The 15,677-nt window shown below is 64.6% G+C and carries 13 protein-coding genes; 5 read left to right on the top strand and 8 right to left on the bottom strand.

Going from position 1 to position 15,677, the window contains the following annotated elements:
- Positions 1-50: 50 nt before the first annotated feature.
- From FHP91_RS00500 to FHP91_RS00510, 3 genes are read right to left on the bottom strand one after another with little or no spacing between them, the layout of a single operon-like run.
- On the bottom strand, positions 51-713 hold the full coding sequence (locus tag FHP91_RS00500; RefSeq protein WP_144307745.1) for a histidinol-phosphatase: 663 nt from the start codon (positions 711-713) through the stop codon (positions 51-53).
- 12 nt (positions 714-725) lie between these two features.
- On the bottom strand, positions 726-1,385 hold the full coding sequence (hda, locus tag FHP91_RS00505) for a DnaA regulatory inactivator Hda (protein ID WP_144307746.1): 660 nt from the start codon (positions 1,383-1,385) through the stop codon (positions 726-728).
- Positions 1,382-2,473, bottom strand: coding sequence for an AI-2E family transporter (locus FHP91_RS00510; RefSeq protein WP_144172511.1), 1,092 nt, complete (start codon positions 2,471-2,473; stop codon positions 1,382-1,384). Before FHP91_RS00510 ends, hda begins: the two co-directional genes overlap by 4 nt.
- 124 nt (positions 2,474-2,597) lie before the next feature.
- Between FHP91_RS00510 and purM the strand changes: the two genes are divergently transcribed.
- From purM to FHP91_RS00525, 3 genes are all read left to right on the top strand, one after another.
- Positions 2,598-3,641 carry a phosphoribosylformylglycinamidine cyclo-ligase gene (gene purM / locus FHP91_RS00515; protein WP_144307747.1) on the top strand — a complete coding sequence of 348 codons (1,044 nt, stop codon included), beginning with the start codon at positions 2,598-2,600 and terminating at the stop codon, positions 3,639-3,641.
- A 162-nt stretch (positions 3,642-3,803) separates the two neighbouring features.
- Positions 3,804-4,853, top strand: coding sequence for an efflux RND transporter periplasmic adaptor subunit (locus tag FHP91_RS00520; RefSeq protein WP_186301396.1), 1,050 nt, complete (start codon positions 3,804-3,806; stop codon positions 4,851-4,853).
- A 12-nt stretch (positions 4,854-4,865) separates the two neighbouring features.
- On the top strand, positions 4,866-7,943 hold the full coding sequence (locus tag FHP91_RS00525) for an efflux RND transporter permease subunit (RefSeq protein ID WP_144307748.1): 3,078 nt from the start codon (positions 4,866-4,868) through the stop codon (positions 7,941-7,943).
- Positions 7,944-8,714: 771 nt separating this feature from the next.
- Here the strand turns inward: FHP91_RS00525 and FHP91_RS21215 are convergent.
- From FHP91_RS21215 to FHP91_RS00540, 3 genes are all read right to left on the bottom strand, one after another.
- A complete protein-coding gene (locus FHP91_RS21215; RefSeq protein ID WP_222105066.1) occupies positions 8,715-9,407 on the bottom strand; it encodes an HNH endonuclease in 693 nt (230 codons plus the stop codon).
- A gap of 424 nt (positions 9,408-9,831) precedes the next feature.
- Entirely contained in the window at positions 9,832-10,653 is an 822-nt protein-coding gene (locus FHP91_RS00535; RefSeq protein WP_186301397.1) for a metallophosphoesterase family protein, read from the bottom strand.
- On the bottom strand, positions 10,650-11,567 hold the full coding sequence (locus tag FHP91_RS00540; RefSeq protein WP_144307750.1) for a diacylglycerol/lipid kinase family protein: 918 nt from the start codon (positions 11,565-11,567) through the stop codon (positions 10,650-10,652). The genes FHP91_RS00535 and FHP91_RS00540 overlap by 4 nt, the downstream gene beginning before the upstream one ends.
- Positions 11,568-11,649: 82 nt before the next feature.
- On the opposite strand from FHP91_RS00540, the gene FHP91_RS00545 reads away from it, so the two are divergent.
- The gene (locus tag FHP91_RS00545; protein WP_246116177.1) at positions 11,650-12,963 is read left to right on the top strand and encodes a hypothetical protein; all 1,314 of its coding nucleotides are present in this window, start codon (positions 11,650-11,652) and stop codon (positions 12,961-12,963) included.
- Positions 12,964-12,970: 7 nt separating this feature from the next.
- On the opposite strand, the gene FHP91_RS00550 is transcribed toward FHP91_RS00545, so the two are convergent.
- Together FHP91_RS00550 and miaA are read right to left on the bottom strand one after the other, a co-directional pair.
- Positions 12,971-13,348 (bottom strand): hypothetical protein, encoded by a 378-nt coding sequence (locus tag FHP91_RS00550; protein ID WP_144307751.1) that lies wholly within the window; start codon positions 13,346-13,348, stop codon positions 12,971-12,973.
- Positions 13,349-13,540: 192 nt separating this feature from the next.
- On the bottom strand, positions 13,541-14,494 hold the full coding sequence (gene miaA / locus FHP91_RS00555) for a tRNA (adenosine(37)-N6)-dimethylallyltransferase MiaA (protein WP_144307752.1): 954 nt from the start codon (positions 14,492-14,494) through the stop codon (positions 13,541-13,543).
- Positions 14,495-14,580: 86 nt separating this feature from the next.
- Here miaA and FHP91_RS00560 point away from each other — a divergent pair, with 86 nt between their 5' ends.
- Complete coding sequence (locus FHP91_RS00560; protein WP_144307753.1) at positions 14,581-15,471, top strand: TraB/GumN family protein; 891 nt, start codon at positions 14,581-14,583, stop codon at positions 15,469-15,471.
- Positions 15,472-15,677 lie beyond the last annotated feature (206 nt).

A 15,677-nucleotide genomic window follows, 5' to 3' on the forward strand; every position in this document is an offset into this window, starting at 1 on the left:
AGTTAAGCGGGCGATGATACCGCAGCGGCGGGTGTCGGCCTATGTTCGTGTTAGCGAAGGCTGATGATTGGCCAGGCGTGCAGGCGGGCGTGTTCACGCAGTGTGTCGTCCGGATCGACCGCCACCGGCTGGCTGACGCGGGCGAGCAGCGGCAAATCGTTGTGCGAGTCGCTGTAGAACCAGCTCTGGTCGAAGCTGCCCATGTGCAGGCCCAACGATTCAAGCCAGGCTTCAACCCGCTCGATTTTGCCCGCCTTGAATGCCGGCATGCCGCGCGGCTTGCCGGTGAAGGCGCCATTTTCTTGTGCCGGAATGGTGGCGACCAGGTGCGGAATGTCGAAGGCGCGGGTGATCGGGCCAGTGACGAAGCTATTGGTGGCGGTGACGACGGCCATCAGCGCGCCCTCGGCGCGATGCTTGTCGACCAGTGCGCGGGCCTGGGTAGTCATCATCGGGCGGATGGCGACGTCCATGAATTCGGCGTGCCAGGCGTCGAGTTGGGCGCGTTTGTGCCGGGCCAGCGGGGCGAGCTGGAAGTCGAGGAACTCGAAAATATCGAGCGTACCGGCCTTGTATTGCTCGTAAAAGGTGACGTTCTTGGTTTCATAGACTTCGCGGTCGAGCACGCCCTTGCCGATGAGGAATTCGGCCCAGGCGAAGTCAGAGTCGCCGGCCAGCAGGGTGTTGTCGAGGTCGAAAAGAACGAGATCCATGGGGTGTCCGTGTCAGATGTCGAGGCCCGACTGCAGCATCTCGCGCAGCAAGGGCAGGGTAATGGCGCGTTTGCGCTCGAAGGAGGCGCGGTCGAGCGCGTCGAGCGTGCTGAGCAGGCTGGGCATGTCGCGCCGGCCATGACGCATCAGATAGGTGACGACGTCGCCGTCGATGCGCAGGCCGCGCTGCGTTGCCAGGGTGCTGAGAATGGCGGAACGGGCGGCGTCGGTCAGCGGCTGAATCTCGAAGCCCAGACACTGTCCGATGCGGGTGCGCAGGTCTTCGCGCAGGCTGAGTGCGCGTGGCGGCAGATCGCCGGCCAGCAGCAGGGTCTGGCCATTCTCGCGCGCCCGGTTGAAGGCATTGAACAGTGCGATGGCGGCGTCGTTGCCGAGGTGGTTGATGTCGTCGATCGCCAGCAGTGCCGGGCTGCCTGGCAAGGTGTTGCCGACTTCGCGGGCGTTCAGGTAGGCGCCCTGACATGCGTCGCAGGCCGCCCGCAGCAGATGGCTGCGGCCGGTGGCTGGGGCGCCCCACAAATACAGATGCCCCATGCCCTGGCCCTGCACGGTGGCTTGCAAGGCGGCGATCAGCGCGGCGTTGTCGCCGGCGAAGTAATTCTCCAGCGTCGGTGGGGCGTCGAGCCGGATGTCGAGCACAAGCTGCTTCATGCCGTGCCGTCCTCCGGGGGGTCGTCGCCGCGATACACATGGCTGGCAAAGTAGGCGGTGCGCAATTCGCGCAGGCCAACCAGCAATGCCGCGCTGGCGGGCAGGGCAACCAGCACGCCGACAAAGCCGAACAGCTCGCCAAAGGCCATCAGAGCGAAGATGACCGCCAGTGGATGCAGGCCGATGCGCTCGCCCACCAGATAGGGCGTGAGCAGAAAACTCTCAACCAGTTGGCCAATCGCATAGACGATGGCTACACCGATAATCGGCGGCCAGCCGGCGTTTTGCAGCAGCGCCGAGAGCAGCGCCAGCACGAGGCCAGTGCTGAAGCCGACAAAGGGCACGAACACCAGCAGGCCGGTGATGACGCCGACCGGCAGCGCAAAACGCAGCCCGGCCAGCCACAGGCCAATGCTGTAGAACACCGCCAGCAGCAGCATGACCGACAGCTGGCCGCGCAGGAATTCGGACATCACCTTGTCGATGTCGCCCATGATCCGGCTGCTGGTCGCGATCATGGGGCGCGGAATGATCGCGCGCACGCCCTCGACGATATGCGGCCATTCCTGCAGCAGGTAGAACATCACCATCGGAATCAGCAGCACGGTGGCAAAAAAGCCGACCACCGCGGCACCGCCCGTGGTGGCCTTTTTGAGCAGGCCGGGCAGGATGTCCTGCGCCGAGCTCCAGTTTTCGGCGATCCATTGGCGGATGGACGCCGCGTCGAGTTGCAGCGTGATGTCGAACTGCTCCTTGAGCAGTGGCAGCACGCGCTGGTTGAGCATGTCGACCAGGTCGGGCAGGTGAGTGACCAGGGTGACCGCCTCGCGATACACCATCGGCACCAGGATCAAGATCAGCAAGGACAGCATCAGCCCTTGCAGCACAATCACCAGCAGCACGGCGGCGGCACGCGGCAGGCGGCGAGCGACCATCCAGTTGACGGCCGGATCGCTGATATAGGCAAGCACAGCGGCGATGGCGAAGGGCGCCAGAATCGGCGACAGCAGCCAGAGCAGCACGAGCAGGGCAACACCGACACCGATCCAGGTGGCGGTTTGCATTTGGCGGGCACGGAGCGAGAACATTCGATGTAAAATGCGGGGTTTGGTACGGGGCCCGACGGGTTCGCCGGGAGAATTGCCCGTACTGTAGTCGCAAGCGTGTGCGGGCTCAAGCGCGCCGCCATGCCAGCGCCATCGATTTTGGAGAGTGACCACCTTGACCGCCCTGACTTATCGCGACGCCGGCGTCGACATCGTGGCCGGCGATGCCCTCGTCGATCGCATCAAACCCCTGGCCAAACGCACCATGCGCCCCGAAGTGCTCGGCAGCATCGGCGGCTTTGGCGCCTTGTTCGAGCTGACCGGTAAATACAAGGAGCCGGTGCTGGTGTCAGGCACCGATGGCGTGGGCACCAAGCTCAAGCTGGCCTTCCAGCTCAACAAACACGACACCGTCGGCCAGGATCTGGTCGCCATGAGCGTGAACGACATTCTCGTGCAGGGCGCCGAGCCGCTGTTCTTTCTCGACTACTTTGCCTGCGGCAAGCTCGATGTCGACACCGCGGCCGACGTGGTTGGCGGCATCGCCCGCGGCTGCGAACTGTCGGGTTGCGCCCTGATTGGCGGTGAAACTGCCGAGATGCCCGGCATGTATCCGGCCGGCGAATACGACCTTGCCGGCTTTGCCGTCGGTGGCGTCGAAAAGGCCGAGATCATCACCGGCAAGACCATCGCCGCGGGCGACATCGTGCTCGGGCTGGCCTCCAGCGGTGCGCACTCCAATGGCTACTCGCTGATCCGCAAGGTGATCGAGCTGACTCAGCCGAATCTCGACGCCGACTTCCACGGCCGCTCGCTGCGCGACGTGGTGATGGAGCCGACCCGCATCTATGTCAAGCCGCTGCTGGCGCTGATGAAGGCACATGCCGGTATGGTCAAGGGCATGGCCCACATCACCGGCGGCGGCTTGCTCGAGAACGTGCCGCGCGTGCTGCCCGAAGGCCTGACCGCCGAGCTGCGTTCCGACGCCTGGCAAATGCCGCCGCTGTTCCAGTGGCTGCAGGGCGCCGGCAACATTGCAGCCAACGAGATGTACCGTACCTTCAACTGCGGCATCGGCATGGTGGTGGTGGTTGCCAAGGAAAATGCAGCGACCGCGGCTGAGCATTTGCGGGCGGCTGGCGAAACTGTATTTGAACTCGGGCACATCCGCGCCAGCGCCGGCGGCGAAGCGCCGACGGTGGTTTGCTGAGTGGCAGGCAAGGCAGCATATAAAACCCCGGGCGCGCCGGGGTTTTGTTTTTGGGCGTCATAATCCCCGCTTGAATATACTGCGGCGAGCAACTCCCATGGCCCACCGGGGTCGGAGGGGAAGGTTGCCTGCGGAGCAGGACAGAGAATCGGTGAGCAGAAGATGCGTTTGACAAGCAAGGTGGTCTTGATCGGGACGTTGGCGCTGGGCGTCGCTGGTAGCGTAGTGGCCCAGAATGGCGACGCCGGCAAGGCCGGCCCCCAGGCGACCGCGGTCGAGGCGCAGCCCGTGGCACGACTGAGCCTTGGCGACGAAGTCAGCGCCGTGGGGACGCTGCGTTCGTCCGAGTCGGTGGTGCTTCGCCCGGAGACGGCGGGGCGCATCGCCAAAATCGGTTTTGTCGAAGGTCGCCCGGTCAAGCGCGGCGACATGCTCATTGGCCTCGACGCCTCGGTGCAGGCCGCCGAGCTGGCGCAGGCTCGTGCTGGCTTGTCGCTCGCACAGGCCAACTTCCGGCGAACCGAAGACCTCTTCAATCGAAAATTTGTCAGCCAGCGCGCGCTCGACGAAGCCCGTGCCGGGTTGCGCGTGGCCGAAGCGGCGGACCAGGCGGCGGCGGCGCGTCTGGCACGCATGACGGTGCGCGCGCCCTTCGACGGCATCGTGGGCATCCGCAAAGTGAGCATTGGCGATTACGTCAAGGAGGGCGCCGACCTGGTCAACCTCGAAGCCATCGACATGCTCAAGGTCGACTTCCGCCTGCCCGAGCGTCACATTGGCAGTCTGGCCCCCGGCCAGCGGCTGACCGTGTCGGCCGACGCGCTGGGCACGACGCCATTTCCAGCGACGGTCACGGCGATTGACCCACTGATCGATGCCGAAGGCCGGGCGATTCGCCTGCAAGCCACGCTGGACAACCGCGAAGGCAAGCTGCGCCCCGGCATGTTTGCTCGTGTGCGCTTGAGTCTGGGTGAAGCGCAGTCGGTGCTGGTGGTGCCCGAACAGGCGCTGGTGCCCACGGCCGAAGGCCAGTTCGTGTTTCGCATCGTCGAGGGCAAGGCGCAGCGCACCTCGGTGCAGGTCGGGCGGCGCCAGGGCACCTCGGTCGAGATCACCGACGGCCTGCCTGAAGGCGCCGAGGTGGTCACCGCCGGCCAGATCAAGTTGCGCGACGGTGCGCCGGTGCGCGCGGTTGCACCGGCTGCGCGCTAAGGCACGCTTGCCATGATCCTCTCTGATATCTGCGTTCGCCGGCCGGTCTTTGCCACGGTGTTGTCGCTGGTGCTGATTCTCGTCGGCCTGGTGTCCTTCACGCGCCTGACGGTGCGCGAGTATCCGAAAATTGATGAGCCGGTGGTGACGGTCAGCACGCGCTACAGCGGTGCGAGCCCGGCGATCATGGAGTCGCAGGTCACCAAACCGCTGGAAGATTCGCTCGCTGGTATCGAGGGCGTTGATGTGCTCACCTCGATCAGCCGGCAGGAGTCCAGCCAGATCTCGGTGCGCTTTCGCCTCGAACGCGACCCCGACAGCGCCGCCGCCGATGTGCGCGACCGCGTCTCGCGGGTGCGCCGCCGCCTGCCGGATGACGTGGACGATCCGGTCATTTCCAAGGTCGAGGCCGACGCCAGCCCGATCATCTATCTCGCCTTTTCGTCCGACCGCCATTCGCCGCTGGATGTGACCGATGTGGCCAGTCGCATCGTCAAGCCGCGCCTGCAGACGCTGCCTGGGGCGGCCGATGTACGGGTGTTTGGCGACCGCGAGTACGCCATGCGCATCTGGCTCGACCGCGATCGGTTGTCGGCCTACGGGCTGACGGTGCAGGACGTCGAAGCGGCCCTGCGTGCGCAGAACGTCGAGGTGCCGGCCGGCCTGATCGAAAGCCAGTCGCGCGAGTTTGCCGTGGTGGCGCGCACCGATTTGAGCGAAGTCGGCCAGTTCGAACAGGTGGTGGTGCGCGCGCCGATTGGCGCCGATGGCTATCCGGTTCGGCTGCGTGATGTGGGCCGGGTCGAGGTGGCGGCCGCGTCCGAGCGCACCTCGGCACACTTCAATGGCAAGCCGGCCGTGGCGCTGGGCCTCATCAAGCAGGCCACCGCCAACCCGCTCGATCTGTCCAAAGCCCTGCGCGAAGAGCTGCCGCGCATCTCCGAAGGCCTGCCCGAGGGCATGACCGTCACCATCGCCAATGACTACACGGTGTTCATCGACCGCTCGATCCGCGCGGTGTTCATGACCATCGGCGAAGCCGTGTTGCTGGTGCTGGCCATCATCTTCTTCTTTCTGCGCAACTGGCGCGCCACCCTGGTGCCGCTGGTCACCATCCCGGTGTCGCTGATCGGCGCCTTTACGCTGATGCTGGTGATGGGTTTCTCCATCAACACGCTTACCTTGCTGGCGCTGGTGCTGGCCGTGGGGTTGGTGGTGGACGACGCCATCGTGGTGCTCGAAAACATTCACCGCCACCTCGAAATGGGCAAGACCCGCTTCCAGGCCGCGCTCGACGGTGCGAAGGAAATCGGCTTTGCCGTGGTGGCCATGACGCTCACGCTCGCCGCGGTGTACGCACCGGTGGCCTTCATGACCGGTCGCACCGGCAAGCTGTTCATCGAATTTGCGCTCACGCTCGCCGGCGCCGTGATCGTCTCCGGCTTCGTCGCACTCAGCCTGTCGCCGATGATGTGCTCCAAGCTGCTCAAGCACGAGACCGGCCACGGCCGTGTTTACAACGCCATCGAAGCCGTACTGCTGGGCATGACCAACGGGTATCGTCGCATCCTGGGGGGCACGCTCAAGGCGCGCTGGCTGGTGCTGCTGGTGTTCGCGGCGGTGGTTGGTGCCTCGGGCTGGTTGCTCAACACGCTCAAGTCAGAACTCTCGCCGGTTGAAGACCGCGGCTTCATCATTGGTGTGTTCAGTGGCCCCGAAGGCGCCACCATCGACTACATGGACCGCTACACTCGCCAGCTCGAAGCGCTCTACGCCGATACGCCGGACATCACCCGCTATTTCGTGGTCTCGGGCAGCCCCACCGTGTCGCAAGGCATCTCTTTTGGCGGCCTCAAGGATTGGTCCGAGCGCAGCACGCTGTCGCCGCAGATTGCCCGCAGCCTCTTGCCCGGCTTCCTCAGTGTGCCGGGTATTCGCGCCTTTCCGGTGACGCCACCCTCGCTCGGCCAGAGCGCGCGTTCGCAGCCCATCAACCTGGTCATCGTCACCTCTGCCAGCTACACCGAGCTGGCCGACGTGGCCGACACCATGTTGCAGGAAATGGCCAAGAACCCGCGCTTCATCGCCGCCGACATCGACCTCAAACTCACCAAGCCCGAGGTCACCGTCAAGGTCGACCGCGACAAGGCGGCTGATCTGGGCGTGTCGGTCGAGCAGATCGGCCGTACGCTGGAGACCCTGCTCGGCGGTCGGCAAGTGACGCGCTTCAAGCGCGACGCCGAGCAATACGACGTCATCGTCCAGCTCGATGCCGCCGATCGCAGTGTGCCCAACGACATCAGCGACATCTATGTGCGCGGCAGCAGCGGCGAAATGATCCCGCTCGCCAGCCTCATTACCGTTGATGAAGCCGTCGCCCCGCGCGAGCTCAATCACTTCGCCCAGCGCCGTGCCGTCACCATCACCGCCAACCTCGCCAACGACTTCGCCCTCGGCGAAGCGCTCACCGAGCTCGAAGCCATCGCCGCGCGCGTGCTGCCTGCCGACTACGCCATCGACTACAACGGCCAGAGCCGCGAGTTCAAGATCAGCTCTGGCGGCCTGCTACTCACCTTCATTCTCGCCGTCGTGTTCATCTACCTCGTGCTCTCGGCCCAGTTCGAAAGCTTCCGCGACCCCTTCACCATCATGTTCACCGTTCCCCTGTCCATGACCGGCGCGCTCGCCGCGCTGTGGATGACGGGCGGCACGCTCAACGTCTACAGCCAGATTGGCCTGGTCACCCTCATCGGCCTCATCACCCGCCATGGCATCCTCATTGTCGAATTCGCCAACCAACTGCGCGAGCGGGGCGAAACGCTGATTTCTGCCATTACCGATGCCGCCGTGCTGCGCTTGCGGCCGATTCTCATGACTACCGGCGCGACGATTCTGGGCGCGATTCCGCTCGCGCTGGCGACCGGCGCCGGGGCCGAGAGTCGGCAGCAGATTGGGTGGGTGATCGTTGGCGGGCTCGCTTTTGGCACCGTGCTGACGCTGTTTGTGGTCCCGGTTGTCTATACGCTCATTGCGCCGAAGACTCGGGCGGCGGCCGGCGCGTCTGGCTCGGTTGTCGTGGCCGAATCGTAGGGTCGGTTTCAACCGGCCATCGGTTTTCGGTCGGGGTGTCGGCTTTTCGATGGGACGTTGGCCGGGTCTCGCCCCGGCGGGCGACATCCTTTCTTGTAGCGACAAGAAAGGACGCAAAGAAACGCCCCCGCTGTACCGCCGGCTCCGCCGGTTCCCTCACTACGCCCGCACCCGGCGGGTCATGTCGCAAACTCGCCCTGCGGGCTCAAACACGCGACACGACAATTCCCGCCGGTCACGGCCTCCGTTCGGCGGCACAGAAGGGGAAGGGCGCGCGGGCTCGGCTTCGCCATCGCCCGTGCGGAAAAACGCCACCCCGTAGGGTGGGTGGCTTGCCACCCACCATCGTGCCTCACAACTCAGGTCGCTTGATGGGCCGCGTCGTAGGGTGCAATAGGCGCAGCCGTATTGCACCGTTCAACCGTTGGATTGGTGCAATGCCCTTCGGTTATTGCACCCTACGCGCTGACGCCATGCCGGTTACCAAGGAATAGGGGCGGTTTCAACCGACCATCGGTTTCTCGGTTTGTCGTCGGCGTTTCGACGGGTCGTTGGCCGGGTCTCGCCCCGGCGGGCGACATCCTTTCTTGTAGCGACAAGAAAGGATGCAAAGAAACGCCCCCGCTGTACCGCCGGCTTCGCCATCGCCCACTTGGAAAAGCGCCACTCCGTAGGGTGGGCCGCGTCGTAGGGTGCAATAGGCGCAGCCGTATTGCACCAAGCAGCGGTTGAAATGGTGCAATGCCCTTCGGTTATTGCACCTTACGCGGGCTATTTGCCTCCCAAAATATTTTCAATGTCTTGCGTCCCTTTGCCTAGATTGCATTCCTCGCAAAGTGTAGCGAGAAAATCTAGCTTACTACTCCCGCCTTTTGCGACCGGCTTGATATGGTCGACGTGTAAAGACGTTTTTTCACCAGTACATCCACAAAAAACGCATCGAAATCCATCGCGAGATAGAACTTTCATTCGGAGTTTTGGCGGAACTCTTCGTTGTCTGTTAATTGATTTGTTTGCCAGTGTTCTAAATGTGAATATTTTTCTTTTGTAGCTTTGGATGTTGTTCCATAACGTCTCAGCGTCGGACTTGCTCTTCCCGAGCCTTTCGAAAAAAGCGATGAACTCGTCAAGTTCCGCTGGAGGAATCGGAATTCCAAGTCTGCTATCGTAACCTTTGGCTGCTATGTTGTAGTTTTCTTTAAATATAGAAAAGATGGAGCCAATGTTTCCGGTGATACGGCGCTTTACATATATTGCGTAATATTTTTCTTGGTGTTTTTCTGATGCAATAATTGCTGAACCGATGTCGGTTGAGGATATTTTTTGATCTGCTGAGTCAAACCAAGTGATGGTTTCGTTGATTGCTCTTTCAATGACGGGAATGTAGGTATTGATGATGTCTTCTTTCCAGATGTACTGGTGTTCTGCGTTTAGGTAAAGCTTTTTGAAAATTTCATAGTCCATTTTTGTTTACGGTCCATTTAGTGGTATCAGAATGGGATTCTGGGGTCTGCGTTTATAAAGCACTGACGACCGGTATGTGATTAGCTCGTAGCCGGCTCTAGAAGACTGGCACAAAATACAAATCGGGTGAAAAATTCCGCCCTCTGCCGCGCCAACCGGAGGACGTGCCGGGCGGAAAAAGGGGCTTCGCTGTTTGAGCCCGCAGGGCGAGTTTGCGAAGCACCCCGCCCGGTGCGTCCGGAGGGCGGGGACTCCGAAGGGGGGCGAAAGCGGGCCGTGCTTCTTTGCCTAGCTTTCTTGCACGAGCAAGAAAGTAGGTCGCCCGCCGGGGCGAGACCCGGCCAATCCAAGCCGCTCGAAGGCAGTCAAGAATCAGGCTGCCGACGAACAAACCGCAAGCCCCTCAGCGTGGGAAGCGCAAAAATCAAACCACCGCCTGCCACCCCGCCGGGCCAAGAACAAACCGGTGATTCCCCACCGGATAAAACAAACTCTCGGCCATATGCCGTCGCCAGACGACAAGATGCACATGCCCCGGCGTCACATCCAGCTGATGAAAAAACAGCCCCTCTGAAGAATGCCGCCCCGAGGTCGGCGACCCGACCCCGATGCCGATCGCGTTGCGCCCGGCATCGGAGGCCAGCAGCCGCACTTCGCTGCGATGCAGATGTCCCCAAAGCAGCAGGTCGGCACCGCCTTCGTCGATGAGCAGATTGCGCGCGATGTTGGCGCCGGCCATGCCGCCCTTGTTGCCGCGTTCGCGGGTGGCGAAGGGGTGGTGGGCGGCGGCGATGCGTAGTTGGCCGTCGCAGCCGCCGGCCAGCCACTGCGCGGCGTCACGGGCGGCGGCGCTGCGCACGCGACCGGAGCGCCAGGAGAGCGGGTTGGTGCTGTCGATGAGGGCGAGGCGCAGTTGCTGCCAGTCGACATGACTGGTGGTGGCGTCGCCGATGTGGCGGCGGTAGCGGCCGCGTGGGGTGAACAGGCGGTGCCAGGGGCGGAACAGCGGCATGTCGTGGTTGCCGGGGATAGCCAGCCAATCGCCGGGGAGCTGGTCGAAGAATTGCCGCGCGGCAATGAACTGGCTGTTGCGGGCGCGCTGGGTGAGGTCGCCGGTAATCAGTGTGAGCTGTGGCGACAGGCCGATGACGGCCTCGAGCAGCATTTGCGCTGCGCCGGGCGCTTGGGCGCCGAAATGCAGGTCGGAGAGGTGGACCAGCCGCAGGGCCGGCGAGGCGGGGGTCATGCGCTTGATTCTAGCGGATCGGGCCGGACGACTTGCAGCGCTTCGGTTTGATAGTGCACCTGCAGGGGCAGACGGCATTTGATGAGTTCGCCGTCAATCGACACGCGCAGGCGCCGCCGGCGTCGAAGGATGTCGACGGTGGTGTCTTGCAGGGCGGTGAGCTCGAAGGTGGGTGCGTCGGACAGCCGCCCGAACAGCGCCTTGAAGGCGGCGGCGAGCACATGGCGACGCCCCTGGTGGCGCATCAGCACCAGCCCGAGCGCGCGGCCGTCGCATTGCGTGGCGAATTCGGCATCGACGGTGGCCAGCGGCAGTGGGTTGGCGCCGAAGAATATGGCGTTGGCACGGCAGTGTTTTGTTTCGCCGTCGACGTCGAGACGCAGCTTGAGGATGGGGTAGCGGTTGAACAGCGTGGCGATGCCCGAGAGCACGGCGGTGACGCGGCTGCGCCCGAGCACCGCGGTGTGGCGTTCGCGCGCGGCGATGATGCGGGTGTACAGGCCGAAGGCGGCGTGGTTGAAGAACAGCAGGCCGTTGATGTCGCCGCAGGGGGTGGGGCGGGCGCTGCCGGTGATCGCCAGCCGGGCGGCGTCGGCCACGTCGAGCGGGATGCCGAGGTGGCGGGCGACGAGGTTGTAGGTGCCGGTGGGGATGATGGCCAGCGGTTTGCCGCGGGCGCGGGCGTGCTGGGCCACGGTGCGCACCGTGCCGTCGCCGCCGACCGCCACGACCAGATCGGCGACGGTGGCGGCGCGCTGGCAGACACGCTCGAGCCGGCTGGATTTGCGCGGCTGAAACCACAGCAGACGGCCCGCGTCGGTCGGCAGGGCGGCTTCGATGCGGGCGCGCAGGTCGTCGTCGTGGCCGTTGGCCGAGCGGGCATTCACAACGATAGCGATGGTGCGTTGGGTCATGCGGTAGCCGAATCGGTGCGCTCAGGAGACAATATCGTGCTTTGCGGCCGCCCGGCCGCGTGATTGCAGCATCATAAACCGCATGCCTCCCTTTGTTCGCAAGCACGCCGAGCGGTTCTCGGCCTGGCTGATCCTGTTGATGATGGTGTTTGCGCTGAGCACCGGTGCCCGATTGCCGGTGCCCGCGTGGCTTGCGGGGGTGTGCGCGTGGGCGGCGTGCGCGCTGTTGTGGCCGAGTCTGGATACGCGCCAGCGAGGCACGGCGGCGGTGCTGATTGGCATTGGTCTGATCGCCTTGGGCTGGGCCGGTTGGCACAGCGGTCATTGGCCGTGGCAGGGCGTGCTGACGCAGAACATGGCGCTGCTTGGCATGTTGGCGGCGGTGAGTTTTTTGCAGTTGATCGGGCTGGCAGGCGACGATCGGCCGTTGCCGCGTGGCCCCGGCGCCTTGTGGCGCACGCTGGGCGGGGTGCATGTGTTTGGCGCGGTGATCAATCTGTCGGCGGTGTTCATCATGGCCGATCGCATGAGTGGCGCCACCCAACCCTCGCTGACCCAGACCAAAGCGCTGACCCGCGCCTTTCTGTCGGCGGCGCTGTGGTCACCGTTTTTTGCCGCGACGGCGGTGGCGATCACCTATGCGCCCGGCGCCACGCTGGGCGAGATGGCACTGGCTGGGGTGCCGCTGGCGCTGGCGATCAACTACCTGGCCGGACGCGATCTGCTCAAGCATGCGCCCGAGGCGCAAGATTTTGTCGGCTACCCGATGCGCCCGTCGGCGCTGTGGGTGCCGGCGACGCTGGCGCTGATGGTGATCATTGGTCACTACTTCTGGCCGCACTGGACGACGCTGGCCATCGTGTCACTGTGCGCGCCCTTGATGGCGGTGGGCGTGGTGCTGACGCGCTCCGGCGTGGCGGCCGGTGCGACGGCGGTGGCGCGCCATGTGCATCTGCGCTTGCCGGCCATGCGTGGCGAGTTGACGCTGTTTCTGGCGGCCGCGGTGTTTGCGACCGGGCTGGACGCCTTGATCGCCACCCAGGGCGGCAGCCTGACACCGGCGCATTTCGGACCGATTCAGTCGGCGCTGGTGCTGGCGGGCATGATCGGGCTGTGCGTGATTGGTGTGCACGCGGTCATCTCGATCGCCATGGTGTCGGCCTGGCTGGCACCGATCTCGCCCGATCCGATGCTGCTGGCCGCGGTGTTCACCCAGTGCTGGGCGATTGGCCTGGCGGTGAGCCCGATGTCCGGCATCCACCTCGCGCTGCAGGGGCGCTACGGGGTGTCGGCGGGTGCGATGGCGCAGGGCAATGCCCGTTATTGTCTGCAGGCCTATGGCGCAGCCGTGCTGGTGCAGGCGGCGATTGCCGCGTGGCGCGGCGTGCCGTTCTGAGCGCGGCTTATTTGGCGGCGGTATCGGTGACCAGGGTTTGCGTGGAGCTGACGCAGTAGTGCTGGTCGGCGGCTGATTCGGTTTTGACGGTGGTGCAGTCGGCGAGGGCGGTAATCGGCGTGGCGGTCAAAATGCCATCGATGACCGCCAGTTCATAGGCATGGCGCGGCGCGGTCGAGGCGGCCGCGTGCGAGAAGCGCGCGAACTGCTGGCTGCCTTGCAGGCACTGGATCTGCTGCACATTGGCGCCGCCCGACTTGAGAATGGCGCCGATGGCGGTGGCGCGAGTCTCGCATTCGGCCTGATTGGCGGTGCTCACGAAGGCAGCCGAGAGCTGCCCGTCGGCCAGCAGGGTGAGAATGAGCATGATGTGTCCGAGTGCCATGGCGGGTGTCCTGTGAGGTGATTGGGCGGGATTGTCGCTGGTGGGGTAGCGGGGCGTCCAGTCGCGCAAGGCCGGATGAATCCGGTCCTACGGTTCAAGCCACTCCGACATCCATCGTAGGGCCGGATGTATCCGGCCATCGCCGTCCGCTCGCCATACAACGCAACGGTTTGCCAAGCGCATGCCGTGACATCAGCAAAGGGCGAGCAGGCGGCGGGCGGTGTCGACGGTCTTGCTGACAACGGTTTCGTCGTCGCAGGGGACCACGCTCAGCTCGCCCCAGTCTTCAACAAACTTGCGCTGCCAGGTCAGTTGCCGCTTGGCGAGTTGGCGGGTGGCGGCGATGCCCTTGTCGCGAAACGTGGTGGCGTCAGTCAGGCCGTCGAGGTGCTCCCAGGCCTGGCGGTAGCCGACGCAGCGCATGCTGGGCATCTCGAGTGTGAGTGCGTACTTGGCGCGCAGGGTGCGGACCTCATCGAGAAAGCCCGCGGCGAGCATGGCGTCGAAGCGCGCTTCGATGCGCTGGTGCAGCACGCTGCGGTCGGTGGGCGCCAGCGCAATGCCGACAAAGCGGTAGGGCGGGGCGGCCATCTCGCGGCGGGCGTAGCTCTCGGCCAGTGGCCGGCCAGTAAGACGCACGATTTCGAGGGCACGCTGGATGCGTTGGGCGTCGTTGGGGCTCAGGCTGGCGGCGGCGTCGGGGTCGAGCCGGGCCAGCGCGGCGTGCATGGCCGGCCAGCCGAACTGGCGGGCGTCGGCGTCGATGTGGGCGCGCAGCTCGGCGTCGGCCTGTGGCAGCTCGGACAAGCCTTCGCGTAGCGCCTTGAAGTAGAGCATGGTGCCGCCGGCGAGCACCGGCAGGCGGCTGCGGGCGGTGATCTGGGCCATCAGGCGCAGCGCGTCGTCGCGGAATTTTGCCGCCGAGTAGGCCTCTTCAGGCGACAGGATGTCGATCAGGTGGTGCGGGCACACCGCCTGCTCGGCGGCGCTGGGTTTGGCGCTGCCGATGTCCATGTCGCGGAACACCAGCGCGGAATCGACGCTGATGATCTCGATCGGCATATGTTCGGCCAGCGCCAGCGCGCTGGCGGTTTTGCCGCTGGCGGTGGGGCCGAGCAGGAGCAGGGCGGGGGGCAGCGTGTGCATGGGCGCCATTCTACCGGGGGTGGCGATGCGCAGTGGTGGTCGATTCGGGTAGGCTTGCGCTCCTTGTAACTGAGGATGATCAAACGATGAGGAATGGATTCCGGGCGCTCCAGCGAACGGTGCTGTGGCTGCTGTGCTGCGTTGGCGTGTCCGGCACGGCCATGGCGGCGCCCACATTGTGGGAGGTGCGCGATGCCGAGGGCGGTGTGCGCGCCTATCTGTTTGGCGCGATCCATCTGTGCCACGCGGCCTGTTATCCCTTGCCGGCGGCGGTGGAGGCGGCCTTTGCGCGTGCCGAGCGCACCGTGTTCGAGCTGGATGTGAGCGATCCGTCGCTGGCGCGAACGCTGGTCAAGGCGGGTCGCTTGCCCGAGGGGCAGACGCTCAAGACCTTGATGCCGCCCGAGCTCTATGCGCAATTGCACGACGCCTCAAAAACCGTCGGCCTGCCGGTGAGTCAGATGCAAAGCTTGCAGCCGTGGTTTGCGTCGACGCTGTTGATGGCGCTGGCGGCCAATCAAGCGGGGTTTACGACCGAGGCCGGCGTTGACGGCGTGTTGCAGTTGCGTGCGCGTGAATCGGGCAAACCGGTGCTGGCGCTGGAGACCGCAGCGCGCCAGATTGAAGCTTTGTCTGGCGGTGGCGAGCGCGCTCAGGAAGCGGCCTTGCGCCAGACCGTCGGCATGGTGACCCGTGGCGAGATTGGTGATTTTCTTTCTCGCATGGTCGCTGCCTGGCAGGATGGTGATGACGCGGAGCTTGAGGCCCTTATGTTTGAAGGTGCCGACCGTGACGCCGTCGCGCCGCTGTTTGCCGCCCTGATCGATGTACGTAACCGGGAAATGACCGACCGACTGGAGACGCTGATGGCCGAACCCGGCGTGCTCTTCGTGACGGTCGGCGGCGGTCATCTGGTTGGCGAGCAAGGCATTCCGGCCGCCTTGGCGGCGCGGGGGTGGCAGGTGGTTCGGCGATAGCGTGGTCGGTTTCGTAGGGCGGAAGAGCGAAGCGTCATCCGCCATCGGTGTCGCTTTGGGGCCTTGTTTGGCGGATGGCGCTGCGCTTATCCGCCCTACGGGGGCTACAAGGCGTATTTGATGATCATGAGCCCAATGACAGATGCGACAGAAGGAAGGAACGTGGCGTCGCGTGTGCGGATGATCAGGTGGTTTCGTCGGTTTTT

Origin of the sequence: Denitromonas halophila (assembly GCF_007625155.1) — a bacterium.
Taxonomy (GTDB): Bacteria; Pseudomonadota; Gammaproteobacteria; order Burkholderiales; family Rhodocyclaceae; genus Nitrogeniibacter; species Nitrogeniibacter halophilus.

Coding starts and splice junctions, on each gene's coding strand:
- FHP91_RS00500 (WP_144307745.1), bottom strand. CDS start 713: ATGGATCTCGTTCTTTTCGACCTCGACAACACCCTGCTGGCCGGCGAC.
- hda (WP_144307746.1), bottom strand. CDS start 1,385: ATGAAGCAGCTTGTGCTCGACATCCGGCTCGACGCCCCACCGACGCTG.
- FHP91_RS00510 (WP_144172511.1), bottom strand. CDS start 2,473: ATGTTCTCGCTCCGTGCCCGCCAAATGCAAACCGCCACCTGGATCGGT.
- FHP91_RS00520 (WP_186301396.1), top strand. CDS start 3,804: ATGCGTTTGACAAGCAAGGTGGTCTTGATCGGGACGTTGGCGCTGGGC.
- FHP91_RS00525 (WP_144307748.1), top strand. CDS start 4,866: ATGATCCTCTCTGATATCTGCGTTCGCCGGCCGGTCTTTGCCACGGTG.
- FHP91_RS21215 (WP_222105066.1), bottom strand. CDS start 9,407: ATGGACTATGAAATTTTCAAAAAGCTTTACCTAAACGCAGAACACCAG.
- FHP91_RS00535 (WP_186301397.1), bottom strand. CDS start 10,653: ATGACCCCCGCCTCGCCGGCCCTGCGGCTGGTCCACCTCTCCGACCTG.
- FHP91_RS00540 (WP_144307750.1), bottom strand. CDS start 11,567: ATGACCCAACGCACCATCGCTATCGTTGTGAATGCCCGCTCGGCCAAC.
- FHP91_RS00545 (WP_246116177.1), top strand. CDS start 11,650: ATGCCTCCCTTTGTTCGCAAGCACGCCGAGCGGTTCTCGGCCTGGCTG.
- FHP91_RS00550 (WP_144307751.1), bottom strand. CDS start 13,348: ATGGCACTCGGACACATCATGCTCATTCTCACCCTGCTGGCCGACGGG.
- miaA (WP_144307752.1), bottom strand. CDS start 14,494: ATGCACACGCTGCCCCCCGCCCTGCTCCTGCTCGGCCCCACCGCCAGC.
- FHP91_RS00560 (WP_144307753.1), top strand. CDS start 14,581: ATGAGGAATGGATTCCGGGCGCTCCAGCGAACGGTGCTGTGGCTGCTG.